The organism is Indolivaga macrotermitis (genome assembly GCF_900128985.1).
Classification (GTDB): Bacteria; Bacteroidota; Bacteroidia; order Bacteroidales; family Dysgonomonadaceae; genus Dysgonomonas_A; species Dysgonomonas_A macrotermitis.
This window is the reverse complement of sequence record NZ_FQUC01000017.1, coordinates 24,420-44,217: the sequence shown is the minus strand read 5'-3', so window position 1 is coordinate 44,217 and position 19,798 is coordinate 24,420. Positions and strand designations below refer to the sequence as shown.

General features: G+C 38.5%; 15 protein-coding genes. 14 read left to right on the top strand and 1 reads right to left on the bottom strand.

The genetic code is table 11. The features are described 5' to 3' along the window. Positions 1-46 precede the first annotated feature (46 nt). Positions 47-3,910 carry a hypothetical protein gene (locus BUC12_RS17050; protein WP_062182740.1) on the top strand — a complete coding sequence of 1,288 codons (3,864 nt, stop codon included), beginning with the start codon at positions 47-49 and terminating at the stop codon, positions 3,908-3,910. 4 nt (positions 3,911-3,914) lie between these two features. Here the strand turns inward: BUC12_RS17050 and BUC12_RS17045 are convergent, their stop codons facing one another. Beyond that, complete coding sequence (locus BUC12_RS17045; RefSeq protein ID WP_062182842.1) at positions 3,915-4,841, bottom strand: tRNA modification radical SAM protein MnmL/YtqA; 927 nt, start codon at positions 4,839-4,841, stop codon at positions 3,915-3,917. 158 nt (positions 4,842-4,999) lie between these two features. On the opposite strand from BUC12_RS17045, the gene BUC12_RS17040 reads away from it, so the two are divergent. The 13 genes from BUC12_RS17040 (at position 5,000) to BUC12_RS16980 (ending at position 19,770) form a co-directional block, all read left to right on the top strand. Next, positions 5,000-7,585, top strand: a complete 2,586-nt coding sequence (locus tag BUC12_RS17040; RefSeq protein ID WP_139262103.1) for a ShlB/FhaC/HecB family protein — start codon at positions 5,000-5,002, stop codon at positions 7,583-7,585. Positions 7,586-8,038: 453 nt separating this feature from the next. Then, complete coding sequence (gene rpmB / locus BUC12_RS17035; RefSeq protein WP_062182746.1) at positions 8,039-8,278, top strand: 50S ribosomal protein L28; 240 nt, start codon at positions 8,039-8,041, stop codon at positions 8,276-8,278. Between the two features lie 21 nt (positions 8,279-8,299). Further along, a complete protein-coding gene (gene rpmG / locus BUC12_RS17030) occupies positions 8,300-8,488 on the top strand; it encodes a 50S ribosomal protein L33 (RefSeq protein ID WP_026625380.1) in 189 nt (62 codons plus the stop codon). Between the two features lie 14 nt (positions 8,489-8,502). Further along, positions 8,503-8,664, top strand: coding sequence for a DUF4295 domain-containing protein (locus BUC12_RS17025; protein WP_073357331.1), 162 nt, complete (start codon positions 8,503-8,505; stop codon positions 8,662-8,664). 134 nt (positions 8,665-8,798) lie between these two features. Beyond that, on the top strand, positions 8,799-9,755 hold the full coding sequence (ftsY, locus tag BUC12_RS17020) for a signal recognition particle-docking protein FtsY (RefSeq protein ID WP_062182749.1): 957 nt from the start codon (positions 8,799-8,801) through the stop codon (positions 9,753-9,755). Positions 9,756-9,827: 72 nt separating this feature from the next. Next, complete coding sequence (rimO, locus tag BUC12_RS17015; protein ID WP_062182752.1) at positions 9,828-11,126, top strand: 30S ribosomal protein S12 methylthiotransferase RimO; 1,299 nt, start codon at positions 9,828-9,830, stop codon at positions 11,124-11,126. Positions 11,127-11,156: 30 nt separating this feature from the next. Further along, entirely contained in the window at positions 11,157-11,447 is a 291-nt protein-coding gene (locus BUC12_RS17010; protein ID WP_062182755.1) for an HU family DNA-binding protein, read from the top strand. Further along, positions 11,440-13,530 (top strand): HU family DNA-binding protein, encoded by a 2,091-nt coding sequence (locus tag BUC12_RS17005; protein WP_062182758.1) that lies wholly within the window; start codon positions 11,440-11,442, stop codon positions 13,528-13,530. The genes BUC12_RS17010 and BUC12_RS17005 overlap by 8 nt, the downstream gene beginning before the upstream one ends. 287 nt (positions 13,531-13,817) lie before the next feature. After that, the gene (gene lysS / locus BUC12_RS17000) at positions 13,818-15,548 is read left to right on the top strand and encodes a lysine--tRNA ligase (protein WP_062182761.1); all 1,731 of its coding nucleotides are present in this window, start codon (positions 13,818-13,820) and stop codon (positions 15,546-15,548) included. A gap of 38 nt (positions 15,549-15,586) precedes the next feature. Next, positions 15,587-16,582, top strand: a complete 996-nt coding sequence (locus BUC12_RS16995; RefSeq protein ID WP_062182845.1) for an NAD(P)H-dependent glycerol-3-phosphate dehydrogenase — start codon at positions 15,587-15,589, stop codon at positions 16,580-16,582. A gap of 72 nt (positions 16,583-16,654) precedes the next feature. Next, complete coding sequence (locus tag BUC12_RS16990; RefSeq protein WP_062182764.1) at positions 16,655-17,998, top strand: glucose-6-phosphate isomerase; 1,344 nt, start codon at positions 16,655-16,657, stop codon at positions 17,996-17,998. 69 nt (positions 17,999-18,067) lie between these two features. Then, a complete protein-coding gene (gene rlmN, locus BUC12_RS16985) occupies positions 18,068-19,105 on the top strand; it encodes a dual-specificity RNA methyltransferase RlmN (protein ID WP_062182767.1) in 1,038 nt (345 codons plus the stop codon). Next, positions 19,102-19,770: a hypothetical protein gene (locus BUC12_RS16980; protein WP_062182770.1), complete on the top strand. Its 669-nt coding sequence runs from the start codon at positions 19,102-19,104 to the stop codon at positions 19,768-19,770. Before rlmN ends, BUC12_RS16980 begins: the two co-directional genes overlap by 4 nt. Positions 19,771-19,798 lie beyond the last annotated feature (28 nt).

The window sequence follows — 19,798 nt, the reverse complement described above, 5'->3', positions numbered from 1 at the left end:
AATATTTATTATATTGTCCTAAATTTGTATTTAACAGAGCCCATTTATGGGGAGAAAAAAGCGTAGAGTATTAAAAATAAGTCTCACTATTATTTTATTTTTAATAGTTGGAGGGACTATTGCGAACTGGTATCTAAAGAACAAACTGGAGAATTATCTGAAAAGTGAACTCAGTAAGGAGGTTTATTTAGCTACCAACGGATTTTACGATATGCAGTTCAGCGACCTGTCAGTAGGGATTATTGACGGTTCTCTCCGGATCGAGAATATTCAGTTTGTACCCGATACAGCAACTTTCAAAGAGTGGGCGGCTAAAGACAGTTTGCCCTCTACTTATTTTAAAATATATGTTGGTTCTATTCATTTCGAAGGGATTAACCTGACGTGGAGATTCAATTACAAAAAGTTGAATTTCCGGTTGTTCGAGATTCAGAATCCGGTTGTCGAAATTTTTGATTCACAGTATTCGGATCGTTTTGAAAAGAAAACAAAAAACACTTCCAATCAAACTTTGCATGACCTGATTTCTCCATATATTGATGTGCTGACGGTAAAGAAAATGAATATGGAACATGCCCATGTTGTATATTCTTCATTCGATGGTTCGTCAACTTCCACTTATGCCCTGAAGGATGTGAGCTTTCATGCCTACGGATTCCGTCTGGATGAAGATTCTTTCGAATCCGGTAAGCTATTATACTGTGATAATTTTGATTTTACGACTAATCGACCTCAGGTGTTATTATCTAATAATCAGTTCGTTTTTAATACTGACAAGATAGAATTAAATACGGTAGACTCTATTATTAATATAGAGAATGTAGACCTGATTCCGCAAAAGCAGTTGTGGATACAAAATAATGAACTCCCCGAAAGTTATGTTGAATCGAGAGTCAAATCTATCCGTCTGGAAGGTGTATATTTTAATAGAGAGGATGCTCTGAATAATCTTAAAGCCCGTTTATTTGAGGTAAGAGATTCAGAAATCAAATACTTTAACTTACAAAAAGCAAATAAGAAAGATACTCTCGCTGAAAATAAGCAAAGTAAACAGAGAAAAGAACCGGCTGTTCTCTCCTGGACATTATATGCAATGGTTTCTCCTTTATTCAACAGCATTACTATAGATGAGATAGGAGTAAATACAGCCCGTTTGCAATATACGAACAGAGATAAGGATACGGTTGATATTTATACACTGGATAATTTTAATTTCGCAGCATATCATTTCATAGTAGATCCCGAAGCAGACAGGAAGCAAAGGTTTCTATATTCAGATGGCTTTGCGATAGATGCACGTGGAATACAAGGTAATGTAAATACAAAAAATCAGAATATAGAGGTCGACGAATTGTTATTGAATACCGTGCTGGGACGCTTTCAGATTGCCGGAGTGAAGTTATCGCCTATAACAACAAAAACGAAATACGATTATATTTCGGGTTCGATCGATTCTATAACAGTTTCAGGTATTCAGTACGAAAAAGGGATCAAAGCAAATCTATTTTCGGTAGACGCTCCTAAAATAGAATATGTGAAAATGCCTTCCCGAAAATCGAAGTCGGTTGACAATCCAGAAGATTCTGCGGTTGATGATCCTTTACAGAATCTGAATGTCATATCGCCTTTCTTTAATCATTTATCAATAGATAATGTAAGAATTAATAATGCGAATGTCAGGCTGCGGGATAAGTCGGTAAAAGGTGAGCTTAATTTATATTTGCCTAAAGTCGATTTTAACGCAACAAACCTGTTGATAAACAAAGAGACTATCGAAAACTCGGGAACATATTTTACTTTTGATAATTTCCGGCTTCGTTTCGAAAGGTTTGACAACTTATTGCCCGGCAAAGAATACCGGTTAAAAATAAAAGAAGGGCTACTGACAGGAATGAAAGGCCGCCTATATTTAAGGGATGTACAGCTTATACCACAAGAGAATACATGGACAAAAGCTCCGGATACATATATTGGCTTTAGTTCACCTTTCATTGATATTCGCGATATCAATTATAACCCATTCAAAAAGAAGCAGAAAATCACGTTTGGGTTATTTGATCTGAAAGCTCCTAGAATAAGAGTCGTTAAGACAGGGGATAGTGAGGTGGGTAACCGGACAAAAGGCTCAAAATCAGAGGAATTTGACCTGGCGGTTTTCAAAGCCAATGTGTCGGATGCAGCGGTTTCTTATATTGATAAAGTATTGAAAGACAGTATACAGGTGCTATCAAAGAATCTATATCTGGATAATCTGGTTTGGAATAGTTATCTTGGTATATCTGTAAATAAACTGGATATACTAACACCACAAGTAGATATTCGAAAATCAGGATTACAGAAAACATCTGTATCGCGAAAGAGTGAAAAGGGGAAAACGGCGAAGTTACCTCTGAAAATCAATAATATCAAGGTTACCGATATCGGTATCAATCTGGAACAACCCGATCTCGAATTTGGTTTTGCAACCCGCCAAATGTTATTAGACGGAATTGACCAGACTGGGTCCGTATTTCGGATGGACAATCTGATTATAGATGCTCCGGCAATTAAAATAGCCCAGACATTGAGGACATCTCCTGATTCGGGATTAAAATCAGATAATGATGCGGATTTATATGATCAACTGAGGGAGTTGGCTCCACTGATTTCTATTGGCAATTTTAATATATCAGAAGCTGCCATAGATTATAAAAGCGCTTTGGCAGGGAGAACGGATGTGCATCAAAAGCTAAATACAACGACCTTGAAATTTAAGGGGCTGGATGTGAATGCAGAAAAAAGAGATTTTAAACTGGATGATTTCGATTTCAAAACAGAAGATATTCATTTTCCGGTTGACAATGGTTACTATACGATGAAAATAGGGAATGTAGAACTGAGTAAAAGCAAAGGTCTGTTTCGCTTGGACAAAATACATTTGGACGCTGCTTTTCCGAAACAGGAATTTGCGTATTATCATCCCCGGAATAAAGACTGGTTTGATGTAAAAGTAGATAATGTAACACTGTCGGGAATTGATTTTACAACCTACTTTATGAGAAAAGAACTCAATGCGAGTTTATTAAGTGTAAAAAATGTAGATCTGCTAAATTATAAAAACCAGAAAATTGAAATAGAACATAATATTATGCCTTTTATATACGAAGGCTTATATAAAGTACCTGTTGTATTTAACGTAGATAGTCTGGATGTAACGAACTTCAATGTGGTATATGAAGAGCTGCCTAAAAATGGCACAGAACCGGGGAAGATTTTTTTTACGGAAATGAACGGACGCATATCCGATTTTACTAATAAAGCCAAGTATCAGAATCACCACATGACCTTATTAGCCGATGGAAAACTGATGGGTACAGGATATTTTACAGCAGAGTGGGCGATACCTGCCGATTCGGCAATAGATCATTTTAAACTGAAAGCTAAGTTATCGGATTTTAATTTACAAGATCTGAATCAATTGATTACACCTTTAGCACCTGCACGGGTTGAAAGTGGAATTGTCCGTGATCTTACTTTTTCTACTGACGCGACAAGTAAGGGTGCAACGGTAGATATGCTGTTCCTTTATAATAATCTGCACATATCGGTATTGAAGAACCAGAATGGGCTACTGATTGAAAATAAATTGATAAGTAGGGCTGCAAATGCTGTCTTGAAAAAAGATAATCCGGATATAAAAAGGGGAAAAGCCAGAAAACCCCGTCAAATTCGTTCTGAGATAGTGCGGGACCCGTACCATTCCACTTTTAATTACTTTTGGCAAATATTGCAGCCTCCTGTTGTAGAATCAGTGGGCGTATCACAAGGCAAACAAAACTTTATGAAGAAAGTCGTAGGTTTTGTGGGAAAAGTGAAGAACCTGTTTAAACGAAACAAAGACAAGGATAAACCAGAACCGGAGAAAGAATAAGAAGTTACTTTTTATTGTACAGTCTTCCCTGCCATGTTTTCCGTTCAGCAAACCTTTTCAATACTTTTGTTGTAAATTCGAAATTTTTCAAACCCCAATCGGGAGCTATAAGTAATGATTTTGGAGATTGCGAAACAAACCTTTCTATTATAAAATCAGGATTCAGCCGCTCGGCAAAATCAATACAAAGATTTATATAATCATCTACTTCAAAGAGATTAAACCATTCGGGATGCTCTCTATATTGCCGTGCCATAGCTGTACCCCGTATCAGTTGAAGCTGGTGTATCTTCAATGTTGTTAATGGCAGTTCAGACAATTTATCGGCATGAGAAAGAGTGTCTTCTCTGCTTTCTCCGGGCAGGCCGAGTATCATATGCGCTCCGGTATAAATCCCTTTTGCAGCAGTTTTTTCTATAGCATCTACACTTTCGGCATATGTATGTCCGCGGTTGATAAATTCGAGAGTAGAATTGAGTGTCGATTCTATTCCGTATTCAATCATAAGAAAGCACCGGTCTTTTAATTTACCGAAATATTCGAGGAGTTCCGGAGGCATACAATCGGGACGTGTTCCTATTATTATGCCTACTACATTAGGGTAATTGAGGGCTTCTTCGTATAGACCGATCAGTTTGTCTATGCTATCGTAGGTGTTTGTATATGATTGAAAGTAGGCGAGATACTTCATTTCGGGATACTTGTGCGAAAAGAAAGCAATACCGTCACGGAGTTGGTCGGTAACGGAACGTTGCTTGCCTCCGTAACCCGGACTGAAACTTTGGTTATTGCAATAAGTACATCCTCCTACAGCCTTGGATCCATCCCTGTTGGGACATGTAAATCCGGCATTGATAGATATCTTTTGTACTTTATAGGGGAAATGGGTATTCAGAAAATCACCGAATTCTTTATATGGTTTATTTATCATTGAATGTTTTAGCAAGAAATATGCAGCAAAGTTACTTATTTGTTCGATAATAAACATATAAGCCCCCCGATGTGTTTATTCTTTTTAAATTATCTTTGTTTCGTATGGCAGGCTATAAATAATAACCGGCAGATACTGGGATAAGTAAATCAAATAAAATGCTCATAGGATACATGTCTGTGATTGATAGAAAATTGAGGAGAAATCTGCGTATAGTCAGTGTGTTTGTATTGTTGTTGTATGGTACTATATTTACACAGTTGTATGGAGAAAAGCGTCAGGGAGAAGAGCCTGATTTTATACTGAAATCAATTTATCCGAAAGGGGCATTCCAACATAGTGATTTCTATAATACGCTCTGGGGGACTCATTACCGGGATATCTATCTTACTCCGGTGCGTGTACCAATTGTCGATTTGTTGATGACACATGGAGGGCTAAGTCTTGTAAAACAAGTACCTCATGCTAATGGACTATTTATGAAAAATGCTCAAGGAGAGTTATTTTTGATAAAGCTAGTCGGGGGATCAACCACATTCTGGCAATCGTCTTTTTTTCAGGATATATATAACAAAAAAGAGTTTAAAGAAACGTATCTCGATAAATTCATCGGAGATGCCTATACAATAACCAATCCTTATTCGTTTTTGGTAGCCGACCATTTGGCAAGCGATTTGAATCTGTCATCTTATAATCCTCATTTATATTATATACCAAAGAATGCAACTACCGATACCGTTGCAGATGGTACTTGTATTAGTGATAGGTTAGTTGCGCTGTATGACCTGAAGGCTTTTTCGCAGGATTCGACAATACGAACGACGGATGAGGTTCTGAAAAAGATGCGGGAAAACAAGTCCTATTTTGTAGATCAGGAAGAGTATATCAGAGAATGTTTACTGGCTATGCTGATCGGAGACTGGAACAGGATACCCGAGAACTGGCGTTGGCGGGAAAAACAGCATGGAGATAGTTTGGTGTTTTCACCCATTGTCATCGATCGTAACCATGCTTTTACCAAAGTGGACGGACTGTTTTTGAAGCCCATGCTTGGGGTTTTAAACCTCGGTAGTATATCGAATTACGACGATGAGTTCAAAAAAGCGAAAAGGAGTAATTCTCTGGGGTTGGCATTAGATGTTACTCTGACGAGCAGGAGCGGAAAAGATGTGTGGCTAAAGGAAGCTAAGTTGATCCAGAGTGAACTGACCGACGGCAAAATAAATGAGGCTTTCGATCGCTTTCCCGAAGAGATAAGGGGAGCGGAAACCGAAAAGATTAAATCGGATCTGAAAAAAAGGAAGTCTCAATTAGCCGAAATAGCAGGTAATTATTACGACTTTCTTCAAAAAACTCCGGTAATAGTCGGAACTACAGGTGATGACCATTTTGAGATAGAACAATTGTCAAAAGATTCATTATTGATTAGTATATCTAACGATAGTGTAATAAAGTCTCAGTACCAGAAAGTATTTAATGAACGCAGTTCGGAGATATGGATATATGGTTTGGACGGAGATGACAGGTTTGAAGTGAAGGGCGACCGGAAAAAATCGATACCCGTATTGCTGATAGGAGGAAAAGGTAATAATTCGTATAATGTAGAAGACGGTAATCGGATCAAGATTTACGATTATAAAAACTACAAAAAGGAGGCAGATACCTTAAACAATGCAAAGGTACTTCTGACTGATGTAGAGAGTGTACATCAATACGACTATCAGAAATTGAAGTACAGTACATTTGATTTTACTCCCATGGGTATATATGATTCTGATTTAGGGTTGTCGCTTGGAGCTTATGCCACATATACAATGTATGGTTTCAAAAGAGTGCCTTATACATATCGCCACCGTTTAGGGTTTAATTATGCCCAGGGGTTTTCGTATCTGGGCTTCTTCCCTCCGTTTGACGAACGATTCAATCTTATTGTACAAGCTTCATTAAGTACACCTAATAATTTCTATAACTTCTTTGGATTTGGTAACCATACGCCGGGATATAAAGATGAGAAAAATAGCTTTAATCAGGTTAAAATAGACAAATACAATATTGCGCCCTCTCTTTACTGGCGATTAAACGAAAAACACCGTTTAGTCGGAACTGCATCTTTTGAGCTCTTCCAGCTAAAAGATAAATACGATGAGGGACGTTATATCAATCAGATATATGAACATGGCGATCCGATATTCAAGAGCAAAACATTTCTGGATCTGGGGTTAACTTACGAAATAGGTAAGGAGCTATCGGAGACAGTTTCTAAAGTTCAATTTTCTACTACTTTGGGTTGGAAGCTGAATCTGGGCGAAGCAGACCGGAACTTTACTTACTGGAAAGCTAGTGGAGGTGTCAATGTTAATATCACAGACCGGCTTGTCTTTGCCACCGAACTGAATGGCAATGTTTTGTTTACTGATAAATATGAGTTCTATCAGGCTTCGACAGTTAAGCTGAGAGGATACCGGGATAACCGTTTTGTCGGGAAACAATCATATTATCAGTTTACCGACCTTCGGTTAGACTTAGGGCGGCTCGACAACCCATTTACACCGTTGGATTACGGAATATTTGCAGGATTTGACTACGGCCGTGTCTGGTATCCCGAAGAATCGTCAAAAGACTGGCATACTTCATGCGGAGGAGGTTTCTGGCTTACGTTTTTCAAAAAATATACCGGTAAATTTTCTTATTTCGGGTCAAAGGACGGAGGGCGTTTTTATATTAATTTAGGGATGGGTTTCTGATTAAAAAAATTATTTTCAATCTTTGATGAATGGCAGATTCACAGCTTTGAGATTATTTCAAATTATTGGTAAGCTTTTCTATATTCGAATTGATCTCAGCAACCATTTCTTGGTATAAATATAAATTCTCGTTGCTTTTAATTGTAAGAATCTGCTTAAGTAAATTATGGATGAAGTCTATCTGGCTGACCTAATCTGTACCGAATGACAATATATAGAAAAAACTTTATTATATTTATGAGCGTAAACGAAAACATAGCTTAAAAAGGTATTCAATGATTTTATTCTGATTTGGTAAAAATAGCAGCGATAAAATTATTGTTGAATAAAATTTAAACAGGCTCTAAGTTATTAACCAATAAAAATTTGTTGTTTCCAAAAAAAGATTTAATTTTGCACCCTGATTTTACTGCGACAAGGAATAAAATAAATAAAAAATAAAATATAATAGCGATGTCCAAGATTTGTGAGATTACAGGAAAAAAAGCTATGGTTGGCAACAATGTTTCGCACTCAAATAAGAAAACGAAAAGAAAATTCAATGTCAACCTATTTAGAAAAAAATTCTATTGGGTAGAAGAAGATTGCTGGATTAGCCTTAATATTTCAGCCGCAGGTCTTCGCACAGTTAATAAAATCGGTTTGGATGCAGCGTTGAAAAATGCGGCAGCAAAAGGTTATTTGAAAGCTTAAATTAAGAGGAGGACCTAAAAAATGGCAAAGAAAGCAAAAGGAAACAGAGTGCAGGTGATATTGGAATGTACAGAACACAAAGAAAGTGGTCTTGCAGGAACATCAAGATATATCACTACTAAGAACAGAAGAAACACCACTGAAAGATTGGAGTTGAAAAAATACAACCCTATCTTGAAGAGAATGACAGTACATAAAGAAATCAAGTAAAATAAGATAAAACCATGGCAAAGAAGACAGTCGCAGGTTACCGCGACCCATCATCAAAAGATGGTCGTAATTATGCAAAAGTAATCAAAATGGTAAAGTCTCCTAAAACCGGAGCTTACACATTTAAAGAAGAAATGGTTCCGAATGAATCTGTAAAAGATTATTTTGCGAAATAATCTTGTTAAAAATATTTAAAAGCCTCCTTTCATAAAACTGTTAGGAGGTTTTTTCGTTTTTCCTTTAGTAGATTTGTGTTGTATCTTCGGGATAGCACGAATGATTGCAAAATAAAAAGTAATAGATTTCAGGTATGGGTATTTTAGACTTTTTTTCGAAACAGAAAAAAGAAACATTGGATAAGGGATTGGAGAAAACAAAAGAAAGCATGTTTTCGAAACTGTCCCGTATTGTTGTCGGAAAGTCTAAAGTTGATGACAGCGTTCTGGATGATCTCGAAGAAGTTTTGATCACCTCGGATGTCGGGGTTGATACTACTCTTAAAGTTATCGAGCGTATCGAGGAACGTGTGTCCAGAGATAAATATGTAAATACAGAAGAGTTAAGCAAGATACTGAGAGAAGAAATTGTAGATCTTCTGACCGAGAATAATTCAAGTGATAATAATGATGGTTTTTCTATACCCTCAGACCAGAAGCCGTATGTAATTATGGTGGTCGGAGTTAATGGCGTAGGGAAAACTACAACCATAGGAAAACTGGCTAATCAATTTAAAAAAGCCGGAAAATCCGTTTATCTGGGAGCTGCCGATACTTTCCGCGCCGCCGCCGTAGAACAACTCGTTATTTGGGGCGAGCGGGTAGATGTGCCGGTTGTTAAGCAGTCGATGGGAGCCGATCCTGCATCAGTCGCATTCGATACGATAAGTTCGGCTAAAGCTAATAATGCAGATGTGGCCATCATCGATACTGCAGGACGTTTGCATAATAAGGTTGGCCTGATGAATGAATTGTCTAAGATAAAAGGCGTTATGAATAAGATAGTGCCCGGTGCGCCTCACGAGGTGTTATTAGTATTGGATGGTTCGACAGGACAAAACGCATTCGAACAAGCTAAGCAATTTACAGCGGCTACAGATGTTACAGCTCTGGCTATCACCAAGCTGGATGGTACGGCAAAAGGAGGTGTCGTTATCGGGATTTCAGACCAGTTTAAGATACCGGTAAAGTATATAGGACTGGGCGAAGGTATTGATGATCTACAGGTTTTTCAGCGAAAAGAATTTGTCGACTCCTTGTTTGGTCATTAATTTGTGTTACCTTTGAAGTTGCAATTTAATATATTGCATATATTTTGCGGACTAGAGATGTCTCTTAACTGAATGAAAAAGAATCAGATAGATGTTGTAACATTAGGCTGTTCGAAGAATCTGGTAGATTCTGAGATGTTAATGAAGCAATTGTTGGCTAATGGGTATACTGTGAAGCATGATCCCGAAAAGCCAGAAGGTGAAATAGTGGTTATAAATACTTGTGGCTTTATAGGCGATGCAAAAGAAGAATCGATTAATACGATTTTGGGGTTTGCACAAGCGAAGAAGAATAGGAAGTTAAGCAAGCTGTTTGTAATGGGTTGCTTATCTGAAAGATATATGGAAGAGCTTCGAACCGAGATACCTGAAGTCGATAGATTTTACGGAAAATTCGGATGGAAGGGGCTTATATCAGACTTAGGGAAGTCTTTCAAGCAGGATGTCGAATACGAAAGAGCACTTACAACACCCAGTCATTATGCTTATCTGAAAATATCAGAAGGGTGTAACAGGGCTTGTTCATATTGTTCTATTCCTATAATGACAGGACGGCATAAATCCCGTTCGATAGAAGAAATCGTACAGGAAGTGAGGTCGCTTGTCGGGCAAGGTGTTAAAGAATTCCAGATTATAGCTCAGGATTTGTCTTATTATGGACTAGACCTCTATAAAGAGATGAAGCTGGCAGAGCTTATAGAGCGAATATCTGAAGTAGATGGGGTAGAGTGGATTAGATTACATTATGCATATCCTGCGAAATTCCCATATGATGTACTTCGGGTTATGCGCGAAAAAGATAACGTTTGTAAATATCTTGATATAGCGCTTCAGCATATTAGTGACAATATGTTAACCAAAATGCGAAGGAATATATCTAAAAAGGAAACTATTGAGCTGATTAATAGGATTAGACGGGAAGTACCGGGGATACATATCCGTACAACTTTTTTGGTAGGGCATCCGGGTGAAACCGATGCTGATTTTGAAGAATTGGTACAATTCGTGAAAGACGTAAAATTCGAAAGGATGGGCGCCTTTCCTTATTCAAACGAAGAAGGCACATATGCTTATTCCGAATACGAAGACAATATACCGGAAAGTGTTAAGCAGGAAAGAATGGATGTGTTAATGGCTATCCAGGAGCGTGTAGCACTAGATTCTAATGAAGCGAAAATAGGTAAAGTATTACAAGTTATAATTGATCGAGAAGACGAAGACTATTATATAGGCCGTACGGAATTTGATTCGCCTGAGGTGGATCCGGAAGTATTGGTAACTAAAGATAAAGAATTGAAAATTGGGGAGATATACAATGTTAAAGTAACAAGTGCCGAGCCATTTGATATATATGCGGACATTGTATCGTAAAATTTAAGGTCACACGAAACCTGAGAATTTATGACAAATAAGGAATTAATAGCTGAACTTTCGAGACGGTTGGACTGGAGCCAGAACCAGACTGCATCTGTTTTAGAAGATGCGGTTTCGATTGTAAATACTAACTTAGCAAGTACTAATTCAATAAATATTCAAGGTTTCGGACTATTCGAAACAAAGAGGCGGCAGGAACGGGTTTCTGTTAATCCCGTTTCAAAACAGCGTTTTCTGGTACCTCCTAAAATTACTCCGGCATTCAGGCCAGGACAAGTAGTGAAAGATAAACTGAAAAAACTGTCTGAAAATGAGTAATAAGCTAGCACTTCAGGATTTGGTAGACCTTCTGGCCAAGAAGTCTAAAATAACAAAAAAGGAAGCAGACTCTTTTTTTAGGGAATTCTTCCAGCTAATACTCGACCGTATCTTTGAGAATGACTCTGTCAAGATCAAAGATTTTGGTACGTTTAAGCTGGTAGCAGTAAGCAGTCGTGAAAGTGTCGATGTTAATACCGGTGAAAAAATAGAAATACGGGCTCATTATAAATTGAGTTTTGTACCCGATAAAACGTTAAAAAATTTAGTTAATAAACCTTTCTCGCAATTCGAAACAATTTTGTTGGAAGACGGAGTTGATTTTGATTCGTCTGATGACGCCGATTTGAATGACGATATAAGCGAGGATGATGAAAAAGAATATATCATTGATATTCCACAAGAGGAAACTGTGAGTAATAATCCGAAAGAAACAAAGATGCCCGAAGATAAACCGGAAGAGGCAAAAAAAGATATAGAACAACCAATTAAAGATAAGGTTGAAGGACAACCGGTAAGACCAACTACTCCGCCGGTTCAGTATCCGTCATTTAGCTCGTATTCATACACATATACATTTAGCTCGACGGAAAAGAAACCCGATTCCATCACAATCACCTTGCCTAAAGAGGACTTGGTAAGTGTTTCTGTTAATACAGCTCCTCCTGTAAAAGGGGATAGAACACCGACGCAGGATTATTCTATTCAGCCAGAAAAGCAACCCGAACCAAAGCAAGTAGAAGAAGTTAAGGAAGAGCATGTACCGCAGGATGTAGAGAGTAATACTGTGTCTGCTCCAATAAAAACGGAAGAGAAAAAACAGAGGGTTGTAGAGGAAATGCCTACACCAGATGTAGTAGAGAACGAAATTGTTACAGAAGCAACCCCTCAGGATAAGATAAAACCAGATACACGTAAGAGGGACTCGGAAAAGCAATATATTGAGCCGATCGTTCCATCGAGATCAGAATTGGAGCTGGATGATCTGATCGATGTTGATTCTGAAATAGAGACCGAAGACGATGTGACTTTGCCTCCGGCGAAAGTGTTGTCCAAGCCATCAGAAGAGAAACCTGTGGATGCTTCGGCAGCAAAATCAAACCCATGGGATTTGAAGCATATATCTGACGATGATAAAATCTTTACCGATGAAGATCCGGAGCGTCCGCTTCTACGGGATGATGATATAGTTATATCAGAAACGGATTTCTTAGATATTGAAGATTCCGACAATGCAGATAAGAATATAGAACCTGTTGTTAATCAGGTTGGAAATAATAAGCCTACAACAATCAGAAGTGTAGCATATTCCGAGAATATCGATGATGTAGAAATACCTTATCATGACTATTATGCCCCTACTTTAGGTGACAAGATAAAGAAGGTGTTACCATGGACATTACTGGGTTTGGTTGTCCTCGGATTTATTGCATATAACGTTATTCCGCTATTCAATGTAAAATACGATTATGAGAATAAACTGGATAGGTTGAATTTAACAACATCCGATACACTACCTCTGATCGACGAAGCGGATGATAGTATAGCTGAAACAAGTTCACTGCTGGATTCTTTGAAAACAAACAGATCCGCAGATTCGGTCAAAGTAACACCTGCAGCATTACCTGCTAACGTTGCGCCTGTTCCTGCAAAGCAAGATTCGGCTTCTAAAAAAACGCATGTACCGGATAGGGAAATATCAAAGAATTTAAAGATAGAGGTGATAAATAAGGCTCAAATGTATTTGCTTAAATATCCACCAAAGACACCTAAAACCGAAGTAGCAGCACGGGAGACTGCCGCAAATAAAACCGAGGAGGTAAAGAAGCAACAGTCGAAGCCTAAATACGATGTTATCAGAAGAGGGGTGACATTACGCAACCTTTCGACAAAGCATTACGGAAACGGAGACTTCTGGGTGTATATTTATCAGGCTAATAAAAGCAGAATTCAAAACCCGAACCGTGTTCCTATAGGAACCAATCTGGTTATACCCGATTTGGATGATTACGGAGTATCCAGTACAAAAGATCAGCGGGAGATACAAAAGGCAAAGAACCTTGCCGAAAGAATTTTAAGATAAAGCTTTATATCGACAAAATATATCTGAAAAGAATAAGGATTCTGATGAGTCCTTATTCTTTTTTTATTGAATATATGTGAATATAAACCCAATAATTTGTAATTTTACAACTTGCGACTTTTTATAAAAATCTATAGAAGAAAGTAGTATTGAGGAAAATCTGAATTATTACAAAACAGCAAATGTTTAATAGGTTGTGATGTGGTATTCTTAAAAACGGAATCTTCTTGTCTGAAAATAAAAGCAAGTAAGAGAAAGGTAATTAGATTAAAGAAAAGAAAATTATAATGAGTATCCTTGAATTAAGTGAACAGGAAATTGTTCGAAGAAACAGTCTAGAAGAAATGCGTCAATTGGGCATAGACCCATATCCCGCGGCGTTGTATGAAACCAATGCTTACTCACAAGAGATAAAACAGAACTTTGTAGACGATGCCCCCGAAAAACGGCAGGTGTCTATTGCAGGTCGTATTATGGGACGCCGTATTATGGGAAAAGCCTCTTTTGTAGAGTTGCAAGATTCGGAAGGGCGTATTCAGGTGTATATCTCAAGAGATGATCTGTGTCCGGATGAAAATAAAGATCTGTACAATGTTGTATTCAAGAAATTATTAGATATTGGTGATTTTATTGGAATCACCGGATATGTATTCCGTACCCAAATGGGAGAAATATCTATCCATGCAGAAAGTCTGACTGTATTGTCAAAATCACTTCGTCCGTTACCAGTTGTAAAAGTGAAAGACGGGGTGACCTATGATGGTTTTACCGATCCCGAACAACGTTATCGTCAACGTTATGTTGACTTGGTCGTTAATGAAGGCACAAAAGATATTTTCGTAAAACGGACAAAGGTGTTTAACTCTATGCGTAACTTTTTCAATGAGAAGGGTTACCTTGAAGTGGATACTCCTGTTTTACAGAGTATTCCGGGTGGAGCTTCGGCACGTCCGTTCATAACACATCACAATGCACTGGATATTCCCTTATACCTTCGTATTGCAAATGAGTTGTACCTAAAGCGTCTGATTGTCGGAGGCTTTGATGGAGTATACGAGTTCTCGCGGAACTTCCGAAACGAAGGTATGGATCGTACACATAATCCCGAATTTACCGTAATGGAAATTTATGTAGCCTATAAAGACTACAACTGGATGATGGAATTTACCGAGCAAATGCTCGAAAAGATAAGCCTTGATGTATTAGGAACAACCGAAGTAAAGGTAGGCGATAATATTATCGACTTTAAAGCACCATACAAACGGGTAACAATGATTGATGCCATCAAGGAAAAAACAGGTGTCGACATTGCCGGAATGGATGAAAACCAGCTTCGCGAAGTTTGCAAACAGCTGGGAGTAGAGCAAGACGAAACTATGGGTAAAGGTAAATTGATCGATGAGATTTTCGGTGAAAAATGTGAAGGAACTTACATTCAGCCGACATTTATAACCGATTACCCAATAGAAATGTCTCCGTTGTGTAAACGTCACCGGAATAATCCTGATCTGACAGAGCGTTTCGAGTTGATGGTCAATGGAAAAGAACTGGCCAATGCTTATTCTGAATTGAATGACCCTATCGATCAGAGAGGGCGTTTCGAGGAACAATTGAAGTTGTCTGAAAAAGGAGATGATGAAGCTATGTTTATAGATCAGGATTTCCTGAGGGCTTTGGAATACGGAATGCCTCCTACATCAGGAATGGGAATCGGTATGGATCGTCTGGTTATGTTGATCACAGGACAGCTGTCTATTCAGGAAGTACTTATGTTCCCTCAGATGAGACCAGAGAAGGTGGTGAAGAGAGATTCTGTATCTAAATATACTGAGGCAGGCATACCCGAAGAATGGGTTTCTGCTATACAAAAGGCCGGTTACTTGCTTGTTGAGAACTTAAAGGAAGTGAATCCTAACAAACTGCGTCAGGAATTGTGTGAACTCAATAAAAAACACAAATTGGGGTTGACAAATCCTAAAGACGAAGAAGTTCAATCCTGGATAGGAAAAATCAATTGATGCAAAAGGTACCTGATGTTGAACCAGAATATAATGAAATGAAAATTCCGGGAAGAATAGCTATTTTAGGCGGAGGAACATGGGCTACAGCTTTAGCCAAGATAGTTCTAACGAAAGAAACGCACATCAACTGGTATATGCGCCGCCCCGATCAGATCGAAGATTTTATTCGTATCGGGCACAATCCATCCTACTTGTCGAACGTACCGTTTAATCTGGATCGAATTACATTTTTTTCAGATATAAATGAGGTGGTTAAGAACTCCGATACATTGATACTCGCAGTTCCGTCACCATTTCTGAAAGGCCATCTGGAAAAGTTGGAAGTACCGCTCGAAGATAAATTTATTATATCGGCAATAAAAGGAATTATCCCACCCGAAAATCTGGTCGTTACAGATTATCTGACTCAATACTATAATATCCCTGCTGAAAATATGGCTATTATAGGAGGGCCTTGCCATGCCGAAGAAATAGCATTAGAGCGCCTTACTTATCCTACTATTGCCTGTCCTAATCTGAGCAGGGCGGCTATGGTTGCAAATATATTTAATAACCGTTTTGTAAAGGCTTCCACTTCTATCGATGTTAGTGGGATAGAGTTGGCTGCGGTATTGAAAAATGTATACGCTATTGCTGCCGGAATTTGCCACGGACTGAAGTATGGAGATAATTTTCAGGCTGTCCTCGTATCCAATGCAATTATGGAAATGGAACGCTTTGTGGATGCAGTATCCCCCATAAAACGGACGATATACGAATCTGCCTATATGGGTGACTTGCTGGTAACTTCTTATTCCAGTTTCAGTCGTAACCGTACATTCGGGTCTATGATAGGAAAAGGCTATTCGGTGAAAGCAGCCCAGATAGAAATGGAGATGATAGCCGAAGGCTATTATGGCGTAAAGTGCATCATGGAGATGAACGACAGTTACAATGTGGAAATGCCTATTGCCGACACGGTATATAATGTTCTTTACGAAAAGGCTCCGGCACGGGCTGAGATAAAAAGGCTGAGAGAGATTCTGAAATAAGAAGAAACTTTAGCTTCTCTGATAAATAAGACATCTATTAAATACTTACTTATATATTTATAAAAACTAGTTATGGAAAAGGTTATTAGCTTAAATTTAGATAAGGTTTTGTCCTTTGTAGGCAAAGCTGAAATCGAGAGTAAGGCAGCATTAGCAAAACAGTATAATGAAGTTCTCCACAAGGGATCAGGCAAAGGCAGTGATTTCTTGGGATGGTTAAACTTACCAACGTCTATCACTTCGGCTCATTTGGATGATATTCAGGCTACCGCAAACGAGTTACGGAAGTGCGAAGTAGTAGTGGTTGTTGGTATCGGAGGAAGTTATTTAGGAGCAAAGGCTGTAATCGAAGCCCTTTCCAATTCATTCGACTGGTTGCAAAAAGACCGTAAGAATCCGGTTATTGTATATGCCGGACAAAATATCGGAGAAGATTATATTTATGAGCTACTAGCTTATCTGAAAGGCAAATCGTTCGGTATTATTAATATATCAAAATCGGGAACTACAACAGAACCTGCTCTTGCTTTCCGTATTCTGAAGAAAGAACTGGAAGATTCGGTAGGAAAAGCAGTTGCTAAAACCCGTATTGTTGCCGTTACTGATGCCGCAAGAGGAGCATTACATACGCTGGCTAAAAACGAAGGTTACAAGATGTATGTAATTCCTGATAATGTCGGTGGACGTTTCTCGGTACTTACTCCTGTCGGTTTGTTGCCTATTGCAGTTGCAGGTTTCGACATTAAAAAGTTGGTGGAAGGTGCTGTGTATATGGAAAAGAATACAACACCGGATGTTCCGTTCGAAAAGAATTTAGCCGAGCAGTATGCTGTTACTCGTAACGAATTGTATAAGAAAGGCAAGAAAATAGAAATTCTGGTGAACTTCAATCCTAAACTTCACTTCTTTGCTGAATGGTGGAAACAGCTTTATGGCGAAAGTGAAGGAAAAGACAATAAGGGGATTTATCCTGCTGCTGTAGACTTTACTACCGACTTGCATTCTATGGGGCAATGGATTCAGGAAGGAGAGCGTACAATCTTCGAAACTGTGATCTCGGTAGCGAATGCACATCACAAAGTAGAAGTACCTTCTGACGCAGAAGATTTGGACGGATTGAACTTCTTGGTAGGTAAACGTGTTGATTACGTAAATAAAATGGCAGAACTGGGTACTCAGTTGGCCCACGTGGACGGAGGGGTTCCTAATATCAAAGTGGAAGTTCCCGAACTAAGCGAATATTATTTAGGTCAGTTGATTTATTTCTTTGAAAAAGCTTGCGGTATCAGCGGTTATATTCTGGAAGTTAATCCATTTGACCAACCGGGAGTAGAAGCTTATAAAAAGAATATGTTTGCCCTGTTGAACAAACCCGGTTTCGAAAAAGCGCATGAAGAAATTCAGAAACGTTTGTGATAAGATTAATTGAAATAGATCAGATGCTTATCCCAATAACATTGAGATAAGCATCTTTTAAAAATAATAATGACAGAAAAGATACACTTATTGGGAATGACTTTAGACGAACTCAAACAGGTCGTCCAAGAGTGTGATTTACCAAAATTTACGGCTAAACAGTTAGCCGACTGGCTTTACAAAAAGAAAGTGATGTCTATCGACGAGATGTCGAATATATCATTGACAAACCGGGCATTGCTGTCCGAAAAGTATGATGTAGGGCGCACTGATCCCGTAGAAAATCAACGTTCGATAGACGGGACGGTTAAATATCTCTTCAAAACGGATAACGGTAAGTTTATAGAGTCTGTTATGATTCCCGAAGATGACAGGGCTACACTGTGTGTGTCGTCTCAGGTGGGTTGCCGTATGAATTGCTTATTTTGTATGACAGGTAAACAAGGATTATCGGGACATTTAAAGTCGCATGATATAATCAACCAGCTTTTTTCGGTTGACGAATCGGATGATCTTACCAATGTTGTTTTCATGGGAATGGGCGAGCCGTTGGACAATTATGGACAACTGAAAAATGCCCTCGAAATAATGACTTCCGATTACGGTTTCGGCTGGAGCCCGAAAAGAATTACCGTATCTACCACAGGAGTTACACCAAAGTTGAAGCTTTTCTTAGAAGAAAGTAACGCACATTTAGCAATTAGTTTACATAGTCCGTTTGCTGATCAGCGATTATCTATTATGCCTGCCGAAAAAGCCTTCCCGTTATCGGGAGTGTTGGATTTGGTGAAGCAGTACGACTGGTCGAAGCAAAGACGGCTTTCGTTTGAATATATTATGTTCAAAGGGTTTAACGATTCTATTGAACATGCCAAAGAGTTAGTGAAGATTATCAGAGGATTAGATTGCAGGGTCAATCTTATCCGGTTTCATGCTATACCGAATGTCGATTTGGAAACTTCGACAAACGATGTGATGGTTAAATTTCGCGATTTTGTAACAAGTAAGGGTATTACCTGTACTATAAGATCGTCAAGAGGGGAAGATATTTTCGCAGCTTGCGGAATGTTATCTACCGAGAAGAGTAAGAAAGGAGAAATGTTATGACAGTGGTAAAAAGACAAGACATCAGGTTATCAGAATTTAAAGGGGGGCATTTTAGCCCCAGTGAAGACTTTGCAAAGACTTTTCCTAAAATGGCATCTTTGCTTCAGCAAACGTTGACGGTAGATTTTAAAATAAATCACGGACTACGTTTCAGACAATATATATGGACACGTGCCGACGGCTCGACAGTAGGTTGGGTGTGCCGTGTCGATCATTGCGTACCGCAGGGGCGTAATATTATCGACGAACATCAACTGTTAGCTAACGAATTGGGTGGAATTATCCAGACATGGGTCGACAAACCTTATGAAGTTAAGGCAGATACATTGATAAAAAATAATAACTTTACATTCTGTTTGTCCGATTCAGCTATAGGTTTCGGCGGATGGGAAGAAAAATATATCGAACAGTGCAAAAAAGAAGGTGTGAAGCCTTTAAATTCCGAAGATTTTGTGACCTTTGCACTGGAATCGAATGGTAATGCTACATTCTATCATAAAGAAACGAAAGATGTATATATATACCTGCATGACGGATATGCCCCGTTCGACAATACAATTGTAGAAGGGCAGCCCGAATATAGTATACATCAGCTGGATAAAGCGAAAGGCTTTGTCGAATATGTTGAGTTATTAGCCAGTCAGTGGCTTGATATAATAAAGTAAGGCATTGTGCCTTCATTACTTAAAGAAT

Excerpts from the sequence above, each read along its gene's own strand:
- rpmG (WP_026625380.1), top strand. The coding sequence starts at position 8,300 with ATGGCAAAGAAAGCAAAAGGAAACAGAGTGCAGGTGATATTGGAATGT.
- BUC12_RS17025 (WP_073357331.1), top strand. The coding sequence starts at position 8,503 with ATGGCAAAGAAGACAGTCGCAGGTTACCGCGACCCATCATCAAAAGAT.
- BUC12_RS17005 (WP_062182758.1), top strand. The coding sequence starts at position 11,440 with ATGAGTAATAAGCTAGCACTTCAGGATTTGGTAGACCTTCTGGCCAAG.
- BUC12_RS16990 (WP_062182764.1), top strand. The coding sequence starts at position 16,655 with ATGGAAAAGGTTATTAGCTTAAATTTAGATAAGGTTTTGTCCTTTGTA.
- rlmN (WP_062182767.1), top strand. The coding sequence starts at position 18,068 with ATGACAGAAAAGATACACTTATTGGGAATGACTTTAGACGAACTCAAA.
- lysS (WP_062182761.1), top strand. The coding sequence starts at position 13,818 with ATGAGTATCCTTGAATTAAGTGAACAGGAAATTGTTCGAAGAAACAGT.
- BUC12_RS17040 (WP_139262103.1), top strand. The coding sequence starts at position 5,000 with ATGCTCATAGGATACATGTCTGTGATTGATAGAAAATTGAGGAGAAAT.
- BUC12_RS17010 (WP_062182755.1), top strand. The coding sequence starts at position 11,157 with ATGACAAATAAGGAATTAATAGCTGAACTTTCGAGACGGTTGGACTGG.
- BUC12_RS16995 (WP_062182845.1), top strand. The coding sequence starts at position 15,587 with ATGAAAATTCCGGGAAGAATAGCTATTTTAGGCGGAGGAACATGGGCT.
- rpmB (WP_062182746.1), top strand. The coding sequence starts at position 8,039 with ATGTCCAAGATTTGTGAGATTACAGGAAAAAAAGCTATGGTTGGCAAC.
- ftsY (WP_062182749.1), top strand. The coding sequence starts at position 8,799 with ATGGGTATTTTAGACTTTTTTTCGAAACAGAAAAAAGAAACATTGGAT.
- BUC12_RS17050 (WP_062182740.1), top strand. The coding sequence starts at position 47 with ATGGGGAGAAAAAAGCGTAGAGTATTAAAAATAAGTCTCACTATTATT.
- rimO (WP_062182752.1), top strand. The coding sequence starts at position 9,828 with ATGAAAAAGAATCAGATAGATGTTGTAACATTAGGCTGTTCGAAGAAT.
- BUC12_RS16980 (WP_062182770.1), top strand. The coding sequence starts at position 19,102 with ATGACAGTGGTAAAAAGACAAGACATCAGGTTATCAGAATTTAAAGGG.
- BUC12_RS17045 (WP_062182842.1), bottom strand. The coding sequence starts at position 4,841 with ATGATAAATAAACCATATAAAGAATTCGGTGATTTTCTGAATACCCAT.